At 70.1% G+C, this 22,509-nt stretch carries 21 protein-coding genes; 4 read left to right on the top strand and 17 right to left on the bottom strand.

The genetic code is table 11. The features are described from left to right. Positions 1 to 20 precede the first annotated feature (20 nt). Positions 21 to 1,631, bottom strand: a complete 1,611-nt coding sequence (locus QM595_RS16045) for a class I adenylate-forming enzyme family protein (RefSeq protein WP_415172583.1) — start codon at positions 1,629 to 1,631, stop codon at positions 21 to 23. Positions 1,632 to 1,850: 219 nt separating this feature from the next. Between QM595_RS16045 and QM595_RS16040 the strand changes: the two genes are divergently transcribed. Beyond that, on the top strand, positions 1,851 to 2,759 hold the full coding sequence (locus QM595_RS16040; protein ID WP_415172582.1) for an SDR family NAD(P)-dependent oxidoreductase: 909 nt from the start codon (positions 1,851 to 1,853) through the stop codon (positions 2,757 to 2,759). Positions 2,760 to 2,870: 111 nt separating this feature from the next. Here QM595_RS16040 and QM595_RS16035 read toward each other — a convergent pair whose 3' ends face one another. The 7 genes from QM595_RS16035 to QM595_RS16005 all read right to left on the bottom strand — a co-directional run bounded on the left by QM595_RS16035 (position 2,871) and on the right by QM595_RS16005 (position 9,069). Further along, positions 2,871 to 4,079 (bottom strand): cytochrome P450, encoded by a 1,209-nt coding sequence (locus tag QM595_RS16035; protein WP_415172581.1) that lies wholly within the window; start codon positions 4,077 to 4,079, stop codon positions 2,871 to 2,873. A 29-nt stretch (positions 4,080 to 4,108) separates the two neighbouring features. Next, positions 4,109 to 4,459, bottom strand: coding sequence for a ferredoxin (fdxA, locus tag QM595_RS16030; RefSeq protein ID WP_415172580.1), 351 nt, complete (start codon positions 4,457 to 4,459; stop codon positions 4,109 to 4,111). 53 nt (positions 4,460 to 4,512) lie between these two features. Beyond that, complete coding sequence (locus QM595_RS16025) at positions 4,513 to 5,868, bottom strand: FAD-dependent oxidoreductase (protein WP_415172579.1); 1,356 nt, start codon at positions 5,866 to 5,868, stop codon at positions 4,513 to 4,515. A 90-nt stretch (positions 5,869 to 5,958) separates the two neighbouring features. After that, positions 5,959 to 6,837: a sugar phosphate isomerase/epimerase family protein gene (locus QM595_RS16020; protein ID WP_415172578.1), complete on the bottom strand. Its 879-nt coding sequence runs from the start codon at positions 6,835 to 6,837 to the stop codon at positions 5,959 to 5,961. An 8-nt stretch (positions 6,838 to 6,845) separates the two neighbouring features. Further along, the gene (locus tag QM595_RS16015) at positions 6,846 to 7,955 is read right to left on the bottom strand and encodes an NAD-dependent epimerase/dehydratase family protein (protein ID WP_415172577.1); all 1,110 of its coding nucleotides are present in this window, start codon (positions 7,953 to 7,955) and stop codon (positions 6,846 to 6,848) included. A 56-nt stretch (positions 7,956 to 8,011) separates the two neighbouring features. Beyond that, positions 8,012 to 8,485 (bottom strand): nuclear transport factor 2 family protein, encoded by a 474-nt coding sequence (locus QM595_RS16010; RefSeq protein WP_415172576.1) that lies wholly within the window; start codon positions 8,483 to 8,485, stop codon positions 8,012 to 8,014. 5 nt (positions 8,486 to 8,490) lie between these two features. After that, positions 8,491 to 9,069 carry a hypothetical protein gene (locus QM595_RS16005; protein WP_415172575.1) on the bottom strand — a complete coding sequence of 193 codons (579 nt, stop codon included), beginning with the start codon at positions 9,067 to 9,069 and terminating at the stop codon, positions 8,491 to 8,493. A gap of 252 nt (positions 9,070 to 9,321) precedes the next feature. Here QM595_RS16005 and QM595_RS16000 point away from each other — a divergent pair, with 252 nt between their 5' ends. Further along, the gene (locus QM595_RS16000; protein WP_415172574.1) at positions 9,322 to 9,798 is read left to right on the top strand and encodes a MarR family winged helix-turn-helix transcriptional regulator; all 477 of its coding nucleotides are present in this window, start codon (positions 9,322 to 9,324) and stop codon (positions 9,796 to 9,798) included. Between the two features lie 23 nt (positions 9,799 to 9,821). Here QM595_RS16000 and QM595_RS15995 read toward each other — a convergent pair whose 3' ends face one another. The 8 genes from QM595_RS15995 to QM595_RS15960 all read right to left on the bottom strand — a co-directional run bounded on the left by QM595_RS15995 (position 9,822) and on the right by QM595_RS15960 (position 19,554). Then, positions 9,822 to 10,682, bottom strand: a complete 861-nt coding sequence (locus tag QM595_RS15995; RefSeq protein WP_415172573.1) for an enoyl-CoA hydratase/isomerase family protein — start codon at positions 10,680 to 10,682, stop codon at positions 9,822 to 9,824. Beyond that, the gene (locus QM595_RS15990) at positions 10,679 to 11,410 is read right to left on the bottom strand and encodes an enoyl-CoA hydratase/isomerase family protein (RefSeq protein ID WP_415172572.1); all 732 of its coding nucleotides are present in this window, start codon (positions 11,408 to 11,410) and stop codon (positions 10,679 to 10,681) included. The genes QM595_RS15995 and QM595_RS15990 overlap by 4 nt, the downstream gene beginning before the upstream one ends. Before the next feature lie 73 nt (positions 11,411 to 11,483). Next, entirely contained in the window at positions 11,484 to 12,389 is a 906-nt protein-coding gene (locus QM595_RS15985; protein WP_415172571.1) for an enoyl-CoA hydratase/isomerase family protein, read from the bottom strand. Then, positions 12,386 to 13,642: a CaiB/BaiF CoA transferase family protein gene (locus QM595_RS15980; RefSeq protein WP_415172570.1), complete on the bottom strand. Its 1,257-nt coding sequence runs from the start codon at positions 13,640 to 13,642 to the stop codon at positions 12,386 to 12,388. Before QM595_RS15980 ends, QM595_RS15985 begins: the two co-directional genes overlap by 4 nt. Next, positions 13,635 to 15,818 (bottom strand): acetate--CoA ligase family protein, encoded by a 2,184-nt coding sequence (locus QM595_RS15975; protein WP_415172569.1) that lies wholly within the window; start codon positions 15,816 to 15,818, stop codon positions 13,635 to 13,637. The genes QM595_RS15980 and QM595_RS15975 overlap by 8 nt, the downstream gene beginning before the upstream one ends. Before the next feature lie 255 nt (positions 15,819 to 16,073). After that, on the bottom strand, positions 16,074 to 16,796 hold the full coding sequence (locus QM595_RS15970; RefSeq protein ID WP_415172568.1) for an ABC transporter ATP-binding protein: 723 nt from the start codon (positions 16,794 to 16,796) through the stop codon (positions 16,074 to 16,076). Next, positions 16,793 to 18,694 (bottom strand): ABC transporter permease subunit, encoded by a 1,902-nt coding sequence (locus QM595_RS15965; RefSeq protein ID WP_415172567.1) that lies wholly within the window; start codon positions 18,692 to 18,694, stop codon positions 16,793 to 16,795. Before QM595_RS15965 ends, QM595_RS15970 begins: the two co-directional genes overlap by 4 nt. Then, positions 18,691 to 19,554 carry an ABC transporter permease subunit gene (locus QM595_RS15960; protein ID WP_415172566.1) on the bottom strand — a complete coding sequence of 288 codons (864 nt, stop codon included), beginning with the start codon at positions 19,552 to 19,554 and terminating at the stop codon, positions 18,691 to 18,693. The genes QM595_RS15965 and QM595_RS15960 overlap by 4 nt, the downstream gene beginning before the upstream one ends. A 205-nt stretch (positions 19,555 to 19,759) precedes the next feature. Between QM595_RS15960 and QM595_RS15955 the strand changes: the two genes are divergently transcribed. Together QM595_RS15955 and QM595_RS15950 are read left to right on the top strand one after the other, a co-directional pair. Continuing rightward, positions 19,760 to 20,269 carry a VOC family protein gene (locus tag QM595_RS15955; RefSeq protein WP_415172565.1) on the top strand — a complete coding sequence of 170 codons (510 nt, stop codon included), beginning with the start codon at positions 19,760 to 19,762 and terminating at the stop codon, positions 20,267 to 20,269. 61 nt (positions 20,270 to 20,330) lie between these two features. Then, the gene (locus tag QM595_RS15950) at positions 20,331 to 21,113 is read left to right on the top strand and encodes a hypothetical protein (protein WP_415172564.1); all 783 of its coding nucleotides are present in this window, start codon (positions 20,331 to 20,333) and stop codon (positions 21,111 to 21,113) included. Here the strand turns inward: QM595_RS15950 and QM595_RS15945 are convergent. Then, complete coding sequence (locus QM595_RS15945; RefSeq protein ID WP_415172563.1) at positions 21,066 to 22,487, bottom strand: MFS transporter; 1,422 nt, start codon at positions 22,485 to 22,487, stop codon at positions 21,066 to 21,068. The genes QM595_RS15950 and QM595_RS15945 overlap by 48 nt on opposite strands. Positions 22,488 to 22,509: the final 22 nt, after the last annotated feature.

Below are 22,509 nucleotides of genomic sequence, written 5' to 3'. Positions count from 1 at the left end.
CTCCCAGGTGGTCGCGGGGGTCAGGGCAGGTTGCGGAGCTCGTGCTTCTGGATCTTTCCCGAGGCGGTCCGGGGCAACTCGGCCAGCACGCGCCATGAGGTCGGGATCTTCTGCTTCGCCAGCCTCGCCCGGTCGAGGTAGGCCGCCAGTTCGGCGTCACCGGGCCAGGCCTGGCCCTCGGCCAGGGTGACGAACGCTCCAACGACCTCGCCGAGTCGCTCGTCCGGGAGCCCCACGACGGCCGCCATGTCGATGGCCGGGTGGCGCTGGATCAGCTCCTCGATGTCGCGGGCCGAGAACTTCTCCCCCGCGCGATTGATGATGTCCTTGGTCCGGCCGGTGATCCGCACCAGGCCACGCTCGTCGACCCGGCCGAGATCGCCGGTGTAGAACCAGCCGTCGTCGTCCAGCTGCTGGCGAGTGAGCTCGGGGCTCGTGTAGCCGATCAGGGCCTGGGGTCCGCGGATCCGCAGTTCGCCCTCCTCCCCCGGTGCGAGGACCCGGCGGTCCGCGTCGACCGCCTGGATCTCGCTGCCGGGGACGATCGCGCCGTCGTACTCCGCCCTGATGTCGAGGGGCTCGGTCGGCGCGAGCCAGGAGACCCCGCCGCCGGTCTCGGTCATCCCATAGCCACGCAGGGCGGTGATGCCCACCTCCTCGGCCTCCCGGATCAGGTCGGGCGCGGTCTGGGCACCGCCGGACATGAAGACCGTGATGGGGTGACTCGTCCCGATGCCTGCTCGATGAGCCGCCACCAGGTCGTGGAGGAAGACCGACGCGGCGGTGGTGAAGGTGCATCTCTCCCGCTCGATGATGCGTGCCGCCTCCTCGCCGTCCCACGTCGGCATCACGACGATCTTCGCGCCCATGGAGGCGGGCCACACCACCCCCGCGGCGAACCCCGCGAGGTGTGAGAGCGGGGAGGCGCAGAAGAACACGTCCTTGGCGCTCAGCGACATCGTGTGACGGATGCTGCGAGCGTTCGACACGAACGCCTGACCGGTGAGCTCCACGCCCTTCGGCGCCGACGTCGTACCGGAGGTGTAGAGCATGAGCGCGCACTTGTCGGGCTCGAGCGGGTCCGGCAGTGACACCGCCGGCCGGGGATCGTGGCGGCCCGGGAAGGGTCGCCACCCCGGACGCGGCTCGGTCGGGCCGACGCAGAAGCGCGCGACCGGCCCCCACGACGCGCTCTCCAGGATGCCGTCGAGCTCCTCGGCGGGGTGACGGCCCCGGCTCTCCCCGATCGAGATGACAGCCCGCGGCCGACAGTCCTCGACGATGTGCGCCATCTCGTGCTCGCGGTAGATCGGGACCACGGGCACGTTCACCGCGCCGATCCGGAAGGCGGCGACCTGGCCCAGCAACGCCTCGGCGAGGTTCGGCAGCTGGATGAGGACGCGGTCCCCCCGCACGACCCCCGCGTCGACGAGGTGAGCGGCGAGCACGTCCGCCCAGGCGGCGAACTCCCCGTAGGTCAGCCGCAGGTCGCCGATCACCAGGAATTCGCGATCCGGCGTCCGCTCGGCGACGTCGAACACCCACCAGCCCAGGCGCTCCGACGTCCAGTAGCCGTGGTCGCGGTAGTAGGTCTCGCGGTCGCTCTTCGTCGTCGGCGAAGGAGCAGTCATGCTCGTTCCTCTCGTCGCGCACGGACCAGGGCCCGGCGGAGCCAGCACGTTCAGGAGTGATGCCCATCACTCATTAGTTAGCCATGTATAACATCTGGCATCGATCGGAGCAATGGGCTATCCAAGACCCTTTACCTAGCTAAGCAAATGTGCTTCAGTGCCGATCAACGGACCGTGTGCGCGGTCCGGGGCACAGCATCGAGGGACAGAAGGAGCGTCATGGACGAGCTGAGGGGCAAGGTCGCCGTGGTCACCGGCGCCGGGCAGGGCATCGGGCGGGCCGAGGCCAGGGCGCTCGCACTGGCTGGCGCCCACGTCATCGTGAACGACGTAGACCGAGCCTCGGCCGAGGAGGCGGTGACGGAGATCGTCGCGGCGGGCGGGAGCGCCGAGCCCAACACCGACGACATCTCGACCTGGGACGGCGCCGAGCGCCTGATCGGGCAGGCCGTCGGGGTCGACAGCAGGCTGGACGTGCTCGTGTGCAACGCCGGCATCATCCGCGACCGGACCATCGTCAACCTCTCGGAAGCCGAGTGGGACGCCGTGATGGCGGTCCATCTCAAGGGCCATGCCGGCCCGCTCCACTTCGCCGCGGCGCACTGGAAGAGCCGGTGGCAGGAGACTGGTGATCCGGTGGACGCGGCCGTGGTCACGACCTCCTCGGAGGCCGGGCTGTACGGCAACTTCGGGCAGGTCAACTACTCCGCGGCCAAGGCCGGCATCGTCGCGCTCACCCAGGTGGCCGCGCGCGAGCTGGCGCGGTACGGCGTGCGGGCGAACTCGATCTGTCCTCGCGCCCGCACGGGAATGACGGAGGGCGTCGTCCAGGGCATGGAGCCGGCGGAGGGCGAGGTCGACGAATGGGATCCCGAGAGCGTCGCCGCGCTGACGACCTTTCTCGGCTCCGCGCACTCCCGCGGGATGACCGGGCAGGTCTTCGTCGTGCACGGGCCGACCGTGTCCCGGATGAGGGAGTGGACGCCGGTCGACGAAATCACCGGCGGCACGGCCCTGCGCCTGGAGGACATCATCGCCCAGCGCGAGCTGCTCGGCTCGGAGACCGACACTGTGATCGTCGACTTCGCCGAGGCGAGCGCGCGGTCGGGCCGCGTCACCCAAGGCTGACCTGGAGCCGCCGGCTACCGCCAGGACTTTCCCAACGCGTTCTCAACGACGACGGCGGCCGCCGGGCACCCGGCGGCCGCCGCGAGGGCGGCCTCGCGGTCGGCACCCCGGTCAGGGCACGGCCTCCAGGGCAGGCTCGAGGATCGCGTTCAGCGGGCTGAACGAACGCGGCATATAGCCGCGGTAGCGAGCAGGCTCGGCGTCGGTGTCCCAGCGCAGCGAGCCGTAGCGCTCGAGCAGCTGCGAGATCACCTCGAGCTCCTCGCCACGCGAGAGCGCGGCGCCCACGCAATAGCGAGGACCCACATTGAACGCGACGTGCGTCTTGAGGTTCCCTCGCTCCAGGTCGACCTTGTCCGGGTCGTGGAACTGATGGGGGTCGCGGTTCGCCGCGCCGTTGACGGGGTGCACCCGGTCACCCTTGCGAATCAGCTGACCTGCCACCTCGACGTCCTGGGTCGCGACGCGCACGCGGAACTGCACGGGCGCCAGGTAGCGCAGCACCTCCTCGCCGAAGGCAGCGATCTGGCGCTCGTCCCCACGGATCCGGTCCTGGAGCTCCGGGTAGTTCAGCAGCGTGTAGATCGCGTTCTTGAGGAAGTGTGCCGTCGTGTCGGTGCCGGCGAAGAACAGCACCCGGGCCTGGGCCAGGATCTCCTCCTCCCCCCACTCCTCCAGCACTCCCTGACCCTGCTCCCACAGCACGGAGATCAGGTCGCCGCGAGGCTCGTCGCGGCGGGCTCGGATGACCGGGAGGAGCACCTCGTTGAGGGACGCCGCCGCGCTGGCGGCGGCCGTGTAAGCCTCCTCGTCCTCGCCGAAGGTCTCGGTCCACCGGAACATGGTCGAGTTCCAGCGCCGACACTTCGCCATCAGCTCCTCGTCGTGCCAGTCGAGGCCGAGCAGAGCGGCGATCACGTCGCTGGGGACGACGGAGGCGAACTCGGCAGCCAGGTCGACGCGCGAGCGACCCTGGATCGCGTCGAGTCGCGCGCTCACCAGCTCGGCGATGAAGTCCGTGCGGTACTTGCGCACCGTCACCGGCGTGAAGTGCTGGAGCAGGAAGTTGTGGACCGAGTGGTGCTGCTCGCCCTGGAGCAGCAGCACGCCCTTGGGGCCGCCGTAGACGTCCGCCGCGCCCTTCAGCTCGAAGTAGGGGTGGGCGAAGAGATCCTCGTTGAGCTGGACGAATCGGCACTCCTCGTAGCCGACGACGATCCAGGCGTTCATGCCCTCGTCCCAGTGCACGGGACCACGCGAGAGTCGGTCGGCGAAGAAGGGGTAAGGATCTTGGTCGCGTGCTTCCTTCAGGCTTTTCATCGTGGGCGTGCCTTCCAGGTGGATGGGACTCAGACGTCGCCCGGCGACGCCGGGCGACGTGACACCAGGGCGGTGTCGACACCGGTGGGCCCGACGTCGGTCGAGCCGCCGGGGTGACCCAGCGGCTCGTCCCGACCCGGGAGGGGCTCGAGGAAGAAGCGAGCGTTGTCCTCGACGAACTCCGTCTGGCTCTCCGGAACCTCGTCGCGGTACTTGATGGCCGTGACCGGGCAGACCGGCTCACAGGCACCGCAGTCCACGCACTCGTCGGGATGGATATAGGCCTTGCGAGCACCTTCATAGATGCAGTCGACCGGACAGACCTCGACGCAGCTGCGGTCGAGGACGTCGATGCAGTTGCCGTAGATGACGTAGGCCATGGGGATGCTGACTTCCTTCTCGAAGGGAGGTGGTGGGAGAGCGGCTACCGAGCTCAGGCGGTGTTCTGGACGGGCTCGCGTCCGGCTGCCGACCCGATCCGACGCAGGGTCTCCCAATCGGGGATCTTGGTGCGGACGCGACCCAGTCCTCGGCCGCGGTCGAGCTCCTCCGCGTCGATCGAGAGCCAGCCGTCGTAGGTCACCGGCACGATGCCGCGCTCGGCGAGCGCTCGATCGACATCCGCCGCCGATGCGCCGCGGGCCGGCCGGCCGGCCAGATCCGCGAGCAGGCCGGCGACCGTGCCGGCCGCACAGGCCCGGTTCGTCCCGACGACCCCGGACGGCCCGCGCTTGACCCAGCCGGCGACGTAGCGGCCCTCGATCGGACGTCCGTCCGGCCCGGTCACGCGCCCCTCGTCGTTCGGGATGCGACCGAGGCCCTCGTCGAACGGCAGCGTCCCGACGGGCGTGCTGTGGTAGCCGACCGACCTGACGACCATGCCGGCCTCGAGCTCGACGACCTCGCCGGTCGGACGCACCACGCCCTCGACCTCGCGCATCCTCTCCAGGCGGAGCGCCGCCACCCCGTCACCGTCTCCGAGGAGCTCGATCGGCCGGGACCAGAAGTGGAAGTGCAGGGTCCGCTGGCCGTTCACGACCTCCCGCACGGCGAGCTCCGCGAAGGCCTTGAGGTTGGCCGCCACCATCGGATCCGCCGCATCGGCGGGCAGCAGGTCGGCGTCGAGGCGAGTCGCGAGGTCCTCGAGCTCCAGCAGCTCGCGCAGCTCCTTCGCGGTGAACTTGGCGTGCTCCGGCCCGCGGCGGCAGACGAGGTGGACATCGCGGACCCCGCTGCTCGCGAGACGCTCCAGAACGTGCGGCGGCATGTCGGTGTGCGCCAGATCTGCCGCCGACTTCGCCAGGAGGCGGGCCACGTCGAGTGCCACATTTCCGGCGCCGATCACGACGACCGACTCCGCGTCGAGAGCGAAGGACTCTCCCGCCCCCGCATGGTCGGGATGCCCGCTGTACCAGGCGACGAAGTCCGTGGCGGAGCAGACGCCGGGGAGGTCCTCGCCCGGGATGGCGAGCCGGCGCCCGGCCGACGCCCCGGTGGCGAAGACGACGGCGTCGTAGAACTCCCCCAGGTCGTCGATCGAGACGTCGACGCCCACGTTGACGTCGCCCAGGAAGCGGACCTGCTCGCGCTCGAGGACCCTCTGGAGCGCGACGATGATCGACTTGATCCGAGGGTGGTCGGGCGCGACGCCGTAGCGGACCAGGCCGTAGGGCGTGGGGAGCCGGTCGTAGATGTCGACGGACACCTCGACGTCGCTGCGCACGAGCGCCTCAGTCGCGTAGACGCCCGCGGGCCCGGATCCGACGACCGCGACACGGTACGGGTTCATCTGCTCCTCGCTCCCCCGATTGCTTAGCGATGTAAAACTTAACGTAGTGTAATAATGTGTGTCAACGGTCACATCGAGGTCACCACGAAGTCACACCGGGGACGGCCCGGACGCCCGGGCCGCGGCCCACACGGTGCGCGTGGCCTCGGCCGCACGTCGTGCCGCCTCACTGGTCGGCCGGCGCCAGAGCTCGTCGGAGTAGACCTCGATCGAGACGACCGGCTCGACCCCCGGCCTGTCGAGGGCCGCCACGAAGGAGCCGAGGTCGAAGTCCCCCTCGCCGGGCAGGACGCGATGGTGCACCGCGTCGACCATGCGATCCGGATCGACCGGCGGGACCGGGCCGTCGTTGACCTGGATCATGAACACTCGCTCGGCCGGCACGGACCCCAACAGGTCCCAATCCGGCCGACCGCGGAAGAAATGCCAGCTGTCGATGCACAGTCCGCCGTTGTCCCGGTCCGCCTCGGTCACCACGGCCAGGCCCGCCTCGAGGTCCGGGATGCTGCTGTAGGGGACGAACTCCAGCGCCACCCGCAGGCCGTACGTCGCCGCGCGGTCGCACAGCGCGCCGAACGCCTCGGCCACCTCCGGCCCGATCGGCCCGGTGTCGAAGGTGCCGACCGTCTGCGCGAACGGCACCTCGAAGGTCTCCGCCAGATGGAACGCCGTCCGCTCGACCTCGGGATCGGCATAGACCAGACCGGGACGGCTGGCGATGCCGGCCGGCCCGGGCACGCCGTGGAATCCGAACAGCACCTCCACCTCGTTGACGCGGACGTCCCACTCGGCCAGCACGGCTGCCAGTTCGCGGTCGGTCCAGCCCTCGGCGCGCAATGCTCGGTAGTAGGGGATGGCGAGGCCGATCGCGTCGTAGCCGGCCCCTCGAGCCGCGGCAACCCGGTCGGGGAAGGTGGCACCCCGGACGGTGCCCCAGGCCAGCACCAGCCGCGGGTCCGGGACAGGCATCGTCCCACTCATCCGGCCGAGCCCGTCAGATCGGGCAGCACCCGACGCCGTACCAGGGTCCTCAGCGCGTCGCGGAAGGTCGCTTCCGTGTCGTGGACGCGCGTGTATCCGGCTTGCTTGACCTTGACGGTGCTGACCAGCGCCGGAGGCGGCATCGTGGTCAGGCCGTGACCGAAGGTGTAGTCGGCGTACTGGTGGGACCGGCCCAGGACATCGAGCAGCGCGAGCGGCCGCAGCCGGTGCTTGGCGACGATCTCCTCCCAGGCGGGAGCCAGCCGAGGAAGCGTCTCGGCGAGGCTCAGCGGCCGCGGCTCCGCGCACGGCACCCCCATCGCATCGGCCAGGGCGGGCCACAGCTCCACCCAGGAGAAGACCTCGCCGTTGGTCAGGTTGAAGTGCTCGCCCCAGGCCGCCGGAGAGCTGGCCGCCCAGACGAGCGCACCGGCCACCACCCGCGCGTCCACCACCTGGCGGACCGGGTGGATCGTGCCCCCGGGGAAGCCGAACGGGATGCTCGCCGCGACACCGAGCGCGGCGAATGCACCGATCACCGCAGGGGTGCAGTAGGACACGCCGTAGGCCGGGCCCACGACCTGCACCGGACGGAAGATCGTCCAGTCGAAGCCGTGCCGGTCGGCCAGCTCCCGGAGCAGGTCCTCCTGGTGCCAGTAGAAGTTCTCGTGCTCGTCGCGCGGCGCTCGCTCCCGCGCCGGGATCGGGATCGGGTGCAGGTGGACGCCGTAGGCCTTGGTCCCCTGCATCACCGCGACGTGTCGCAGCCCGCCGGCGGCGGCGAGCGGGGTCAGCACGTGATCGAGCATGGCCCGGTTGGTCGCCATCTGCTCGGGGTCGGACCACCCCGCGACGAGGTCCGGCTTCTCGTACGCCGCCGCGTAGACCAGGTGCGTCGGCCCCGGGGTCAGCCCGGCGATGGCCGCCCGGGTCGCCGCCGCATCGGTGAGATCCACGGACACGTGCTCGAACCGCACCGTGTCGTCGACCTCCGGGGCTCGCCGCGAGAAGGCGACGACGTCCCATCCCTCGGCGGCGAACGCCTCGACCGCCGCGGCCCCGATCAGCCCGCTCGCTCCGGCGACCAGCATCCGTCCAGCGCTCATCTCGGCTCTCCTGCCACGAAGACGCCGCGGTTCGCGGATGTCATCGAGTCGCCGACTCAGAAGGGAGGAAGCAGCTCGACGTCCTGTGGAGCACTCACGAAGTAGCGCTCGACTAGGCGCCGGGCGAGCTTCCACACGCCGGAGCGGCGCTCGTAGACGTCGTGATAGGTGCAGCTGACCCAGCTGACCCTGCCGTCCGGGTGCACGCACACGGCGAAAGCGTCACTGCGGCCGGTCGCACGGTCCGGGCTCTCGAAGTGCGCGGTGTGATTGGTCGTCCAGTGGTAGGTCTCCTTCCACACCTTGCCGATGACCTCCTGCGAGCGACGGATCTCCTCGGTGCCGTGGAAGTCGCCACGGCCGCCGGGGATGAGGTACTCGGCGTCGTCGTGCCAGATGCCCATGAACCGATCGAGGTCGCGTCGATCCGTGCCCTCGCAGTAGCCGGCGATGATGTCCGCGATCGCCGCCCGGCTCTCCATCTCGTCGATCCGCTCCTCGAGGGAGCGCGTGCCGATGCTGGTCGTCATGGCGCTCAGGCCTCGACCCGCGGCTTGGTCCGGAACTGGTCGGGATAGTTGTCCGGCAGGTCCTCCTCCGCGAGCGGGACGATGTGGTGGTCGAGGACATAGCGGTCCTCGCCGGTGGCCAAGTCGTCCTCGTTGAACTCCCAGAAGACGACCGTTCGGGCCGACAGCACGTAGAACGGGCTGGCCGGGGAGCTGTCGTCCACGAAGCCCATCTTCCGGGCCACCTCAGCCGTCAGGATCTGCCGGAAGGTCCCCTCGGTGACGATGTCGTAGTCGCTGACGACCACGCGGGTCTTCTTCGACTCGATGACGTAGGAGCCGTTGTTGACCATCTCGGTGTAGTTGGCGCGAACCTCGGCCATGCCCTTCGGCCCGGTATCGCCCTTGACGTTCCCGAGAACTCCGTACTCGTGGTATTGCGGGTCATCCGACAGCGTCGGCAGGACCATGTCCAGGTCCGCCAGCACCTCGCCCTTGGAGTGGTGGACGACCGTCTCGAGATGCTTGAGCTGCAGCGGCGTCTTGGCCTTGTGCATGTGCTCCTCGAAGCTGGTGTAGGTCAGCTCCGGCCTGAAGTCCTTCACTATCTCTCCTCCGCGGTAGAGGTCGCCGTGTGACGACCGCAACAATTTATCTAGCCATGTAAACTAATCTGTGATCGCATCATCTGCAAGGGAGCTCACCGAATCGGCTCCGATGTCGTGAGCCCAGCAGGATGCACGACAGCCAGCGCCCGATGAGCCGGCCAGGAGTGGGCCGTGGCGTGCGGAAGTCCGCTAGCGCATACTTAGCACGGCGAAACTTAATTGAGGCGAAGGCTCAGATTCGGGGTAAGGATGACCACTACCACCCGCGGCTCCAGCGGTGCCGCCAAGCACGAGCACACCGTCCGGCGCGAGGATCTGACACGGCTCCGGATGACGCTCGGCCGCCTCGGCCGGGTGCTGCGCCAACAGAACGACGACGGCCTGAGCTATGCGCTCATCTCGCTGCTGTTCAACATCGGACGCAGTCAGCCCGTCTCCGCCGGCGAGCTGGCGGCGTCCGAGGGAGTCTCCCCGCCGTCGGTGACACGATCGCTCAATCGCCTGATCGAGCTCGGCTTCGTCTCCCGTACGGCGGACCCCGCCGACCGGCGCGCCGCGCTGATCGAGCTGACCCCGAGCGGGGAGCGGGAGCGCGAGCAGGTGTTGAAGAGCCGTGAAGTCTGGCTAGAGGAGCATCTGGGGCGGCTCAACGCGAAGGAGCTGAAGACCCTGCTCGCCGCGTTGCCGGCGCTCGAGCGACTGTGCGACCCGGAGCTGCCCCGGTAGTCGCGCTGACCCGCCCTCGACGATCAGCGAACCTCGAGGCGCGCGCGAGAGCGATCCAGCGCGGCCGCCGCGCCCTCCTGACGCACCTCCCGCAGGAAGTTGAACTCCCCGGGCTGGAAGTGGATGTTGCTCAGCGAGGCGCCGACGACGGTGGTGGCCGCGAACGAGAGCCCGATGCCGAGCTTCTCCAGCGAGGCGAAGACCGCGTACTTCTCCGTCACGATCCCGTCGCGCATGATCGATGCGCACATCGCCGCCAGCTCGGTCGCCCCTTGGACGGCATCCCCGGCGACCCGGTCGACCAGACCGTAGGAGAGCGCCGTCGCCGCCGTCCAGGCGACATTGCAGTACATGAGCTCCTTGGCACGCCGGAGCCCGACAGTGGCGAACAGCAGCGACATGTCGCCGTCGACACCCAGGTTCTGCCAGCGCGGGGATCCGAAGGTGGCGTCCTCCGCGGCGACCACCAGGTCGGCGCACAGCACCAGGTAGAGCCCGGTGTCCCAGCAGCGGCCGCGGGCCTCGACGATCGTCACCTTCCGGCAGTGCAGCAGCCGCTGGTAGAGGCCCCTGGTCCCCCACCAGGCGTCGTCCAGCGCGATCAGCCGCGCCCGCTGGCTGGGGTGCTTACGGATCGAGCCCCCGGGCGCGTCGGTGTACTGGCTCCACGCGTCGACAGGGTCCCAGCCCGCGCACAGGTCGTCGCCCTCGCCGCGGACGAGGACGACCTTCACATCGTCGTCCTCGTCGATGTCGGCAAGATGGTCCACGAACTGCGCGGCCATGGCGCGCGTCATCAGGTTGCCGTCCGCCGGTCGGCGGATGGTGATGGTGGCGGTATAGATCTCGTGGTCCTTGCTGAGCTCGACCCTGCCCTTGCTCATTCGCCCTCCTCCGTGAGACCGGACCCGACCGCCGAGCGGTGGATCGCGTAGTGGTCGGCCAGGTCGAACTCCCGGCCCACGCCATGGGCGTCGTAGACGGCCTGCTGCAGCATCTTCGACATCGTCACGCCGTCCAGCGGCATGCGGAGGACCGGGTCGGTCATCCGCGCCACCTCCGCCGGGAGCTCCGAGGCCGGCACCACCCGGTTGACGAGGCCGATCCGGACCGCCGTGGCGGCGTCGAAGGTCGACCCGCGCAGCAACCACGACTTGGCCCGGTTGAGCCGGATAGTGAGCGCAGCCAGGACGAAGTTCGATTCGGGCACGTCCAGGAAAGGCGATCCGAACTCAGCGTCGTCGCTCGCCACGGCCAGGTCGGCGCACAGCAGCAGCGCGCTGCCGGCGCCATGGCAGGCGCCGGCCACCTCGGCGATGACGACCTTCTTGGCGAAGCAGGTCGCCTGGTACGCCGCGTTCGAGGCGGCGAAGGCCCGGTGCCAGGCGGTCGGCACCTCGGCGGCGGAGGGGAGATCGGTCGGGGCCGTCGGCGCGAAGTCCGGTCCGCTGGCCCGCAGCACGATCGCCTTGACGCGATCGTCGTCCGACGCGTCGATGACGGCGGCGGCGAGCTCGCCGGCGAAGACGGGGTCGTGGGAGGTCAGCGGCGCGTAGCTCTCCACCTCGACGTAGGCGCGGCCGTCGACGACGCGCAACTCGACGCTCCTCATCCGCGACCTCGCTTCGCTCGGTGGGGGCATGAGCACCGCGCGCTAGCTTGAATGACTCGCTCGCTCCACTCACTCATGCCGTCACCCCCGCGCGCGGGTCCGCCGCGCCCTTGCGCTGCTTGTCCGCGTCGAGCGCGCCACCGACGCCGACCTCCTTGGCGGTCTTCCAGAAGTCCATCTCCTCCGGACCGGCCTGCAGGAAGTGCGACACCAGCAGGCCGGTGATCGACGGGACGCTGGTGTCCATCGCGGCCTCGGCCGCGCGGAGCCTCGACTTCAGGTAGAGCAGGTGGCCGGGCGGGCGGGCGGCCATGTCGGACGCGATCGCGAACGTCGTCCCAGCGAGCTCCGCGGCGGGCGCGACGGTGTCCACGAGCCCGAGGTGATGGGCCTCGGTGCCGCTCATCGGCATCGCGGTGAATCCGGTACGACGAGCGGCCTTCATGCCCAGGATCCGGTTGATGTGGACGCTGGCGACCGCGCCGGCGGGACCGAGGAACCGCGCTTCGAGCGCGCCGATCCGGGTGTCCTCGGCCGCCGTGACCACGTCGACCTTGCAGGCGATCATGAAGTAGGCGGCCGCCGCGCAGTAGCCGTGCAGCTGCGCGACGGTGATCTTCGGCGAGCGGGAGATCGCCTGGCTGAACCCCAGCCTGCCCCAGGCCATGTCAGCGCCGTACCGGTAGCCGACCGTCAGCGTACGACGCCGCTCGTGCGGCCGCTTCTGCCCCCACTGCTCGTTGATCTCGTTGCCGCTGCAGAAGGAGATGCCGTTGCCGCGGATCACGACGACACGGACCTGCGGGTCGTCGCCGGCCCGCGCCATGAGCTCGATGATGCGATCGCGCATCGGAACGCTCATGGCGTTGTGCTTCTCCGGCCGGTTCAGCGTCAGGTAGGCGACCCCGGAGGCCGCGTCGGCCTCGTACAGCACCTGGCTGGCCGCGGCCTCGATGCTCTCCGGTGTTCCGTATCTCATGCCGTGTCCACCCTCTCCGCTACGAGCGACGGCGCCGATGGGGCCGTCGCGGACCCCGCCTGCTCGACGATGCCCTCAGCGAGCAGCTCGTCGATGCGCTCCGGGGCCATGCCGAGGTGCTCGAGCACCGCACGGGTGTCGGCACCGAGCTCCGGCGTCCACCCACCGACCCGCGCGGGCGTCGCGCTGAGCAGGAACGGGTTGCCGACGGTGCGGACCGTCCCCCAGGTCTCGTCCGGCTGCTCGACGACGAAGCCATTGGCCAGGACGTCGGGGTCTCGGGCGGCCTCGACGAAGGTGTTGACCGGAGCCACCGGGACGCCGTTCTCCCGCATCCGCTCGACCCAGGTGTCCCGGTCGGCCGTCAGGAACGTCTCCTCCAGGATCGGCTCGAGGATGTCGCGATGCCGCTCACGAACCCGGCTCTTGGCGAACCTCGGGTCGTCGCGCAGGTCCACCCGGTCCAGGGCCGCGGTCAGCCCGCTCCAGACCTTCTGGTCCGTGGCGCCGACGACGACCCACTTGTCGTCGCGGCAGCGGAACGCGCCCGAGGTCGACGTCACCCGCCCCTGTGTCCTCTTCACCTCGTCTCCGTGCAGGGCGATGGTGACCTCCGCGGTGTGCATGGCCAGGCAGGAGCCGACGAGCGAGCCGTCGACCCGCTGGCCGAGCCCGGTCCTCTCCCGGGCCAGGAGGGCGGTCAGGATGCCCATGGCCAGGAAGACGGCGCCCGCCGAGTCCGCCATGCCGCGGCTGGCCAGGCGTGGCGTCCCGTCCGCGGTGCGCACGAAGTCGGAGAGCCCGGAGACCGCCTGGGCCACCATGTCGAACATGGGCTCCTTGCGGCGCGGCCCCAGCGGTCCGTAGCCGGACGCGGCGGCGTAGACGAGCCGCGGATTCTCCTCGCGCAGGGTGTCATAGCCCAGGCCCAGCTTCTCCATGACGCCGAGCCGGAAGTTCTCCACGACGACGTCGCACTCCCGGGCCAGCGTCTTCACGATCTCCCGGCCCTCGGAGGTGGTGATGTCGACGGCGATCGCCCTCTTGCCACGGTTGAGGCCCAGGAAGAAGCCCGCATATCCGTCGGGTGCCTGCCGGAGCCTCCGGTCCCACTCGCCGCCCGGACGCTCGACCTTGACGACCTCCGCGCCGAGGTCGGCGAGGATGCGGGTCGCATAGGGCCCCTGCAGGAAGCGGGTCAGGTCCAGGACCTTGATGCCGTCGAGCGCGCCGGGCGGCGCCTCGTCACTCATGAGCAGCCTCCGCGGTCGTGGCGACCAGCACGTCGAGGGCCTCGACCCTGCTTCCGCTGACACGCAGCGGGTTGACCTCCAGGGTGTCCAGGCCGGGACCGACCGACAGGGCGGCACGGCTGATCGCCACGATCGCCTCGCTGAGCGCGTCGAGGTCGGCCGGCAGGCTCCCCCGGGCCCCTTGCAGCAGCGCCGCGCCCTTGAGCTCCTCGAGCATCCGTCGTACGTCGTGGGCGTTGACCGGCAGCACCCGCAGGCTGGTGTCCTTCATGACCTCGACCCAGACGCCTCCGAGGCCGACCGCCAGCACCGGGCCGAAGGTCGGGTCGACGGTGATCCCGACCAGGAGCTCCTGTCCCGGCTCCCGCATCGGCGACACCAGGACGCCACGGAGGTCGGCGTCGGGCACACGATGCGTCACCGTCGCCATGATCGACTCGTACGTCGTCGCCGCGGCCTCGGCGCCCTCGACGCCGAGGACGACCCCGCCGACGTCCGACTTGTGGGCGATGGCTCGCGAGCAGATCTTCATCGCCACCGGACCGCCGAGCTTCATCGCGGCATCGGCCGCCTCGGCGGCGGAGGTGACCAGGCACGCCGGGACGACCGGGACACCGGCGGCCTCGAGAAGGGCACGGCCCTCGTCCTCGGCCCAGGTCCGCGCGTCCGGGACCTCGCCGACCGGGGCCGGCGTCAGCTCCTCGGTCGCGCCGGTCCCGAGGTGGTCCCGCTGCTCGACCCACCGCACCACGTGGCCGAGCGAGGTGATCGCCAGGTCCACGCCGGGGAGGAGGAAGAGGTCGTTCTCGGCGAGCAGCGACTGCGCGTACGGCGAGACGTCGAGGCAGGTGTTGGAGCAGAGGAAGATCGGCACCGGCGCCGCCGCGACGATGTCCCCGATGATCTTCATCCGACTCTCGATGAACGTCGGGTCCTCGGGGCGCTCGTCGGGCAGCGGCGTCATCATGGAGAACATCAGGTCGATCCCGGCGTCCTCGACCGCGATCTCCATCAGGTCGTCCTCGGCCTTGGTCGGCCGCGGTCTGGCCCGCGCATGTCCGAAGCCCGTCGTGTCGAGCGGGTTGAGGATCGAGGCGAACTCGGGCAGGCGCTCGGCGAGCCTGGTCCGGGTGTCCTCCTGCCACGCCGGCAGCGAGATGCTGTTGAGCGAGGCGAGGTCGGCGATGATGTTGCAGCCGCCGCCCGACGACGTCACCACGCCCATCCGGCGACCTTGCGGCAGCCGGGGGCTGTAGCCGAAGACGCCGGCAGTCGCCACCAGCTCCTCGATGCTCTCGACGCGGACCATGCCTGCCTGCCGGAACGCCGCGTCGACGACGGCGTCGTCGGTGGCCATCGCACCGGTATGGGCCATGGCCGAGCGCATGCCCTCCTCGCTGCGGCCGGCCTTGTAGACGACGATCGGCTTGCCGGCGGCGAGCGCCTTCGCGCCCAGCTCGAAGAGGCGGTCCGGCTCGCGCACCGTCTCGAGGAACAGGGCGATCGCGCGGGTGGCCTCGTCCTCGATCAGGTAGTCCAGGACGTCGAGGCTGGTCAGGACGGCCGAGTTGCCCACCGACGCCCACAGCGTGCAGCCCACGCCGTGCGCCTCGGCGAACTGGTAGGTCGCGCGCGCCATCGACCCGCTCTCGAACACGGCGCCGACCGGGCCGGACACCGGCGTGGACTGCGTGGCGACCGCCCAGGGCGCCACCCCGTCGACCGCGTTGATGAACCCGATGGTGTTCGGGCCCATGATCGTCAGGTCGAGCTCGACCGCGCGCTCGGCCAGCCGGCGCTGTCGATCGCGACCGCCGGCGCCGGCCTCGCCGTAGCCGGCGGCCAGCACGACGGCGTTCTTGATCCCCGCCGCCGCCGCGTCCTCGATGATCGGGTCCACCCGGTTCGGCCCGACCATGATGTAGGCCATGTCGACGGCCTCGTCCAGGTCGCGGAGGGTCGGGACCGTGCGCTGACCGAAGAGCTCGTCGTACTTGGGATGGACGAAGCGGACCTCCTTCACCCCACCGCCGAGCTCGAGCGCGTTGAGGAGGTTCTGTGCCCAGCTCGAGCTCGGGGACGCTCCGACGACCGCGATGCTGCGGGCGCCGAAGAAGCGGCGCAGCCGGTTCGGCTCGACGACCGAGCGTCGTGCGGCGTAATCAACGGTGAGCATGGATGTGACTCCTCGAGCATCGGCGAGATTGTTTAGCCTTGTGAAGTATTCTACATATCTTGAGGTCGAGCAAGTGCCGGGGTCCGACCACAGGCCGCTCACCCGGCGCCCGCCACGAGCCCGTGCCGGGCGACCTCATCAGGACGGGCGCCGGCGGCAAGGGTGCAGGACGTCCTCGGTACGCGGATCGAGCGGTGGGTGGACGTCGACGCTCAGCACGCCGATGCCCCCGGGGGTGGGAGCGGTCGACCCGGGCTATCCGAAGTACGCGGCATTGAGCTCCGCCCCCTGGAGCGCGGACGGTGCTCCAGTGGCAGCGATCCGCCCGTCCCGCAGGACGATCATCCGCTCACAGGCCCGAGCCACGCGGTCGCTGTTCTGCTCCACGACCAGCATCGAGATGCCCTCCTGCTGGAGCGAGCGAAGCGACGAGTAGATCTTCTCCACCACGACCGGCGCGAGTCCGAGAGAAGGCTCGTCGAGGAGCAGCAGCTTCGGCCGCTGGATGATGGCGCGCGCCAGCGAGAGCATCTGCTGCTCTCCACCAGAGAGCAGCCCAGCAAGCTGATTGCGCCGGTCGGCCAGGATCGGGAACAGTCCGTACACCAGCTCTTGGACCTCCGCGATCCGGCGGCGCACGGCCCGTCGGCTCAGCCGCATCGCCGAGATCTGGAGGTTCTCCTCCACCGTGAGCGGGCGGAGCACCCGATGCCCCTCGGGCAGGATCACGATGCCCTTGCGGACGCTGGCGGCCGTCGAGTGCCCGTTCATCCGGGCGCCCCGGAAGGTGACCTCCCCCGCCCGGGGCTTGAGCCCTCCGCTGAGCGCACGCATCAAGGTCGTCTTTCCCGCGCCGTTCATCCCGACCAGGCCGAGCAGCTCTCCCTCTCCGAGAGTGAAGGAGATGTCGTGCAGGACCGGCTGGTGGTCGCCATAGCCCACCGTCAGATTGCGTACGTCGAGGAGTGGCGTGCTCATCCGGGAACCCCCAGGTAGGCGGAGATGACCTCTTGCTGCGCGAAGACCTCGCCGGGCGGGCCGTCGGCGATGACCTGACCGTGGTCCAGGACGTAGATGCGATCGCAGGCGCTGGTGATGAGCGGGAGGTTGTGGTCGACCAGCACCACGCCGAGATCGCGCGCGCCGAGCGCTCGAACGGTGGCCGCGACCTCCTCGCGCTCGAACTCCGTGAGCCCCGCGCCGGGCTCGTCGAGGAGCAGGAAGGCCGGGTCGAGCATCAGGTTACGAGCGATCTCGACGAGCCGCAGCACGCCGTACGGCTGGTCCCCGGCCAGGCTCTGAGCGCGGTCCGCGAGGGCGAGGTCGGCGAGCAACGTCATTGCTCTGTCCCGACCGGCGAGCGCCTGCCGGCGAGCCGCCGGGCTCAGCAGCGACTGACGGAGCCACCCGACCCGGCCGATGCCGTCGCCGGCCAGCATGACGTTCTCCAGCAGCGTCAGCTCCGGGATGATCTTCGGGCTCTGGAAGGTCCGACCGATCCCCGACCGAACCAGGCTCTCCGGGGGTGCGCCGAGGATCTCCTCCTCACCGAGCCGGATCGAGCCGGACGCCCGAACGTCGCCGGTGATCGCATTGAGGAGAGTGGTCTTGCCGGCCCCGTTCGGGCCGATCAGGCCGACTACTTCGCCGGTCGCGAACGAGATCGAGACATCGTTGACCGCGGTGTTGCCACCGAAGGCGACGGAGACTCCGCGCACCTCGACCCGCAGGTCGCGGCTCACGGCGTTGACCGAGTCGGCCAGCGTGCGCGTCACCGCCTCGACGACCTCCTCGCCGCCTCCGCCCGGATCGTCGGCGGACAGCTCGTCGACGGCCTCGTCCGAGCCTGGCCGCCGACGACCGACGATCCACCCCATCAGGCTGCTCAGACCACCCGCGATGCCGCCGCGGGTGAGCACGACGAGCACCAGGATGCCGACGCCGTAGATGAGGTCCTGTGCCTGGCTGGTGGCCAGCGAGAGCTCGTCCATCACCAGGATGGCGACGACTCCGAACACGGGACCGAGGAAGTAGCCGGCACCGCCCAGGATCGCGGCGAGCAGCAGCGCGACCAGGCGGGTGAAGCTGAAGGTGTCGAGGTCGATCACAAGCTGGAAATGGGCGAAGAGGGCGCCGGCCAGTCCGGCGAGCGCACCCGAGAGCGCGAAGGCGACCAGCCGGGTCGAGTCGGGCGAGACGCCGACGGAAGCGAGGACTCGGGGACCCTCCCGCAGCGCCGTCAGCTTGCGTCGCATGGCCGAGAGATGGATGCGCAGGACGAGCTCGTAGGTGAGCCAGGTGAAGAAGGCGGCAAGCCAGTAGTACGACAGGTAGCCGCCGACGAACTCGTGACCGAACAGCGTCGGCATCGGGATCGAGTAGATGCCGATCGTGCCTCCGCTGAACTTCTCCCAGTTCACCATGATCTCGGCGAGCGCGAGCGCGAAAGCCAGTGTCTGGATGGCGAGGAAGAGCTCGTCGAGCCCCCGGGTAGGGACCGCGACCAGGACCGACAGGGCCGCGGTGACCGCGATGGAGATCAGCAGCGCGGGCCAGAACGGGAGTCCGAACTGGACCTCGAGGTAGACGCTCGTGAACGCACCGAGGCCGTAGGTGATGACGAGGGAGAGATTGAAGATGCCGGCATAGCCGTAGACCAGGTTGAAGGCCGCCGTGAGGATGTAGGCGATGACGCCAGCCGTCGCGAGGTGGACGTAGTAGTCGTTGCCGCTGGCCACGAGTCCGATGACCACCAGCGCCAGCGGCCCCGCGACGTGCTTGGCCCAGGAGGAGGTCAGCACGCTGCGAAGTCCCGCGGCCTTCGCGGTGCCGCTCGTCCGGCCGGTGACGGCCTTGTCCAGTCCGATGATGCTCATACGCGCTCTGCCGTTCCGCGGAAGGTGAACAGCCCTGTCGGCCGCACCAGCAGCACCAGGGACAGGATCACGAAGAGTGAGGTCAGGTGATAGCTGGCGGCGATGTGCTGGTCGGCGAACGTCATCACGAATCCGGCGACGACCGCCCCGCCCACGGCCCCGAAGAGGCTGCCGAGGCCTCCGATGACGGCACCGACCAGGCTCAGCACGAGAAGGGTCGGCGCCACGTCGACCGAGACGCTGCCCAGCGAGGCCTGGAAGACGCCTCCCAGGACCAGGCACATGCCCGAGACCACCCAGGCGAGCAGTTCGAAGCGCATCGTCCGCACGCCGTAGACCTGCGCCAGCTCGTGGTCGAAGGAGACCGCCGCCAGGTTGTGTCCGATCAGCGTCCTGTCGAACAGGAACCACATCAGCAGCAGCAGGATGATCGACAGGCCGATGACCAGGAGCCGCTGCTTGGAGGTCTCGTAGCCGCCCATCGACACCGAGCCACGCAGCCAGGGCTGCACGATCGAGGGCTCACCGCCGAACCAGGTGCGGGTCAGGAAGCTGAGGAGCAGGCCGAAGCCGAGGGTGGCCAGGGTGAGGCCGATGACGGGAACGCCCTTGCGCTGCGCCGGCACGATCGCGATGCCATAGCACAGCGCCCCCAAGACACCACCGACCACGACGGTGAGGACCACACCGACGGCGCTGTTGCTCGCCCCCCACGAGGCGCAGGCCGCACCCGCGAAGACGCAGAAATTCCCCGCCCCGAAGTTGACGACTCCGCTCACGCGGAAGACCAGACTGACCGCCAGGACCAGCGGGATCAGCACCGCCGCCTGCGACAGGCTGGTCACGACCAGCGAGATCATGCGCTCTCCTCTTGCCTCGCACCGTGCCTCGGGAGTGACCCGGAACCTTAAATCTTTCACATCGCTAACTGGTATGAGACTGAGGTCACAGGAGCGCCCGTGTCAAGGGCTCGACAGGAACCTCCCGGATCAACGGCGCGAGAGCTGCCGGATTTATTTAGCGTAGTGTAATGTCTGTCACTCGACCACAGAGAGGGGCCTTGTCATGACCACCGAACCGCTGCTGCGGCTTTACCACACCGGCATCATCGTGGACAGCCTCGACAACGCCATGGCGGCCATGGGAGACGCCCTGCGCCTCGATTGGGCCCCGCCCCTGAGCTCCACGGTCCCGCTCGAGTGCCCGGACGGCATCGTCGGCCGCGAGGTCAGGTTCACCTACTCGCTGCAGGGCCCGCACTTCATCGAGTTGCTCGAGCAGATCGACCCGGCCCCCTATCTCAACGTGACGGGCGGACGGCGGGTCCACCACCTCGGCTACTACACCGACGACCTGCGGGCGGCCGCGGCGATGCTCGAGGCCAAGGGCTACCGACGCGAGCTGAACGGCGTCGACGAGGACGGCGGAATCGGCCGCGCGACCTTCCACTACAACCCCGAGTCGCCCGGCATGTGGATCGAGCTGGTCTCGCACGAGATCGCCGGCCAGATCGACGGGTGGATCGCCGAGGCGGCTGCCGCCAAGGGCATCACCTACCTCTCGCCCTTCGCATGAGCGAGCCTGCGAGCGAATCACCGGCAGCAGGCCGGCCACGAGCGCAACGAGAGGCAGCGGCATGAACACCGAGCGCCTCTTCCTCACCTTCACCTACCTCACGGACCCGACCCGGCACGCCGAGTACAACGCCTGGCACCAGCTCGACCACCTGCCGGAGAACCAGCTGCTGCCCGGCGTCGCCTGGGGCGACCGATGGGTCCGCACCCCTGCCTGTGCGGCCGCCAGCCATGTCGGCGACGCCGGCCTCACCCCGATCGAGTACGCCGTGGCCTACGGGTTCGGTGCCCCCGTGGAGCCCGCCCTGCAGGCGTGGACCGACCTCAACCAGCGCGCCCTGTGGTGGGGACGACGCCCCGAGCTGGCCTGGACCGAGCGCCGCCCGGTCGGCTTCTTCCACCCCGTCAAGGAGTACGCCGCCGCGCGCGTCCTGCTCGCTCCCGCCGCCGTTCCCCATCGGCCCCACCGGGGGATCCACCTCACCCTGTCGCGCACGGCCGTCGCCTCGGAGCCGGCGGGTGCCGCCTTCTTCGCCTCGCTGGACCGCGAGATGGTGCCGGAGGTCCTGGGGGTTCCCGGGGTGGCGGGTGCCGCGACGTACCGCTTAGCGGCCGTGGCGGGCGGGTTCGGATCGTCGACGACGGCCGGGGCGGACGACCTGGTGGTCCGCCTGCTCTACCTCGACGGGGAGGTGCTCGAGACGAGCGCACGCCTCGAGGAGGCGCTCCCGAGCTGGGTCGGACGCACCACCGCTCCCGGCGACGCCGAGCACGTCCTGCTCAGCACGCCGATGCTCTCAATCCGCCCGTGGGAGTGGGACTGGTTCGACCGCGACGACGGCTAGCCGGCCGCTCTGCCCGTGGCGGGTGGGCACGCAGCAGCTGACCACTACCGAGGCCAGGCAGGTCGCCGTACAGGCCAGCGCCGCCCACGTCAGCCCGGTCGACGTCGCCTCCCCGTCGGGTGCGAGAGCCGCGCCCACCAGCGCGGCGGTGACCGCGCTCCCGACAGCGCCGCCGACCGCGCGGAGCAGGATGTTCACGCTGGTGGCGCTCCCCGTCTCCGACGGCTCGACCGCGTCGACGATCAGGCCTGGCAGGGTTCCGAAGGTCGCCCCCGCCCCGCAGGAGGTCAGCACGACGGCCAGCACCAGCCACGCCAGGCGCCCGTCCATCGCGGTCAGCGCCAGCGGTCCCAGCGCTCCGAGGACTCCGCCGGCCGCGAGGGCCACCCGGCGGCCCCACCGCCGGGCGAGGACCGTGGCGGCGCGACTGCTCAGGTAGTTGCAGATCGCGATCGGGATCATGACCACGCCGATGGCGCTGAGCGTGAGCCCCAGGCCGAACCCCGTGGACCTGGGCGCCAGGCCGATCCGGGTGATCAGGACCGGCGTGTTGTAGAGGCTCACTCCCATCAGCAGGCCGGTGAGGTGCGCCGCGAGCACGTTGCGGCGGGCGAAGAGCCGCAGCTCGACCAGCGGATGCGCCGCCCGGAACTCGAGCCGGACCCACCAGGCCAGCAGCGCGAGCGCGAGGCCGCCGAGGAGCAGGACGCTGGCGCTGGACCACCCCCACGAGTTGCCCTGGCTGATGGCGAGCAGGGACAGCGAGGTGGCCACGACGAGCACCACCGCACCAGGCACGTCCAGCTGCGATGCGCGGTCCACCGGCACCCAGCCGGGCAGGCCAAGCGTCACCGCCACGGTCACGAGCAGTGCCAGAGCCGCGGCGCCACCGTAGGCGGCCCGCAGTCCGAGGTGATCGGCCACGAAGGTCGTCACCGGGTACGCCGCGCCGGCCCCGAGGGCTGTGGTGATCGACAGGAGCGCGACGAGCCGCGCCGCGGCCGGCCCCGCGACCAGATCCCTCGCGCAGGCGATCGTCATGGCCACGAGCGCCACCGCGGTGCCCTGGAGCGCCCGCCCGGCCAGGAAGACTCCGAAGCTCGTCCCGACCGCGGAGATGGCGCATCCGAGGGTGACCAGCGCACAGACCACCAGCATCGCGGGCCGCCTGCGCCGCCCGTCGGCCAGCCTGCCGAGCAGGGGCGTCAGGGTGGCCCCGACGAGTAGGGTGATCGTGTAGGACCACTGGGAGGCCTCCGTGCCGACGCCGAACGACTTCTGCACGTGCGGGACCAGCGGCGCGCCCAGCGTGACGACGGCGGCGGACACGAGGGCCGCGCACACCAGCAGCGTGGCCAGCGCGCGCCCGCGCACTCCGGGGCCGAGCGCAGGATCG

The sequence above is a fragment of the Nocardioides sp. genome (assembly GCF_047607185.1).
GTDB lineage: Bacteria > Actinomycetota > Actinomycetes > Propionibacteriales > Nocardioidaceae > Nocardioides.
The sequence above is the reverse complement of the archived record's forward strand: the minus strand, read 5'-3'. Positions and strand labels throughout refer to the sequence as shown.

Bases quoted from the DNA above. Each gene is read 5' to 3' on its own strand.
- QM595_RS16015 (WP_415172577.1), bottom strand. From the start codon at position 7,955: ATGAGCGCTGGACGGATGCTGGTCGCCGGAGCGAGCGGGCTGATCGGG.
- QM595_RS16020 (WP_415172578.1), bottom strand. From the start codon at position 6,837: ATGCCTGTCCCGGACCCGCGGCTGGTGCTGGCCTGGGGCACCGTCCGG.
- QM595_RS16000 (WP_415172574.1), top strand. From the start codon at position 9,322: ATGACCACTACCACCCGCGGCTCCAGCGGTGCCGCCAAGCACGAGCAC.
- QM595_RS15990 (WP_415172572.1), bottom strand. From the start codon at position 11,410: ATGAGGAGCGTCGAGTTGCGCGTCGTCGACGGCCGCGCCTACGTCGAG.
- QM595_RS16045 (WP_415172583.1), bottom strand. From the start codon at position 1,631: ATGACTGCTCCTTCGCCGACGACGAAGAGCGACCGCGAGACCTACTAC.
- fdxA (WP_415172580.1), bottom strand. From the start codon at position 4,459: ATGGCCTACGTCATCTACGGCAACTGCATCGACGTCCTCGACCGCAGC.
- QM595_RS15995 (WP_415172573.1), bottom strand. From the start codon at position 10,682: ATGAGCAAGGGCAGGGTCGAGCTCAGCAAGGACCACGAGATCTATACC.
- QM595_RS15955 (WP_415172565.1), top strand. From the start codon at position 19,760: ATGACCACCGAACCGCTGCTGCGGCTTTACCACACCGGCATCATCGTG.
- QM595_RS16035 (WP_415172581.1), bottom strand. From the start codon at position 4,079: ATGAAAAGCCTGAAGGAAGCACGCGACCAAGATCCTTACCCCTTCTTC.
- QM595_RS15980 (WP_415172570.1), bottom strand. From the start codon at position 13,642: ATGAGTGACGAGGCGCCGCCCGGCGCGCTCGACGGCATCAAGGTCCTG.
- QM595_RS16010 (WP_415172576.1), bottom strand. From the start codon at position 8,485: ATGACGACCAGCATCGGCACGCGCTCCCTCGAGGAGCGGATCGACGAG.
- QM595_RS15970 (WP_415172568.1), bottom strand. From the start codon at position 16,796: ATGAGCACGCCACTCCTCGACGTACGCAATCTGACGGTGGGCTATGGC.
- QM595_RS16025 (WP_415172579.1), bottom strand. From the start codon at position 5,868: ATGAACCCGTACCGTGTCGCGGTCGTCGGATCCGGGCCCGCGGGCGTC.
- QM595_RS15965 (WP_415172567.1), bottom strand. From the start codon at position 18,694: ATGAGCATCATCGGACTGGACAAGGCCGTCACCGGCCGGACGAGCGGC.
- QM595_RS15960 (WP_415172566.1), bottom strand. From the start codon at position 19,554: ATGATCTCGCTGGTCGTGACCAGCCTGTCGCAGGCGGCGGTGCTGATC.
- QM595_RS16040 (WP_415172582.1), top strand. From the start codon at position 1,851: ATGGACGAGCTGAGGGGCAAGGTCGCCGTGGTCACCGGCGCCGGGCAG.
- QM595_RS15985 (WP_415172571.1), bottom strand. From the start codon at position 12,389: ATGAGATACGGAACACCGGAGAGCATCGAGGCCGCGGCCAGCCAGGTG.
- QM595_RS15975 (WP_415172569.1), bottom strand. From the start codon at position 15,818: ATGCTCACCGTTGATTACGCCGCACGACGCTCGGTCGTCGAGCCGAAC.
- QM595_RS15950 (WP_415172564.1), top strand. From the start codon at position 20,331: ATGAACACCGAGCGCCTCTTCCTCACCTTCACCTACCTCACGGACCCG.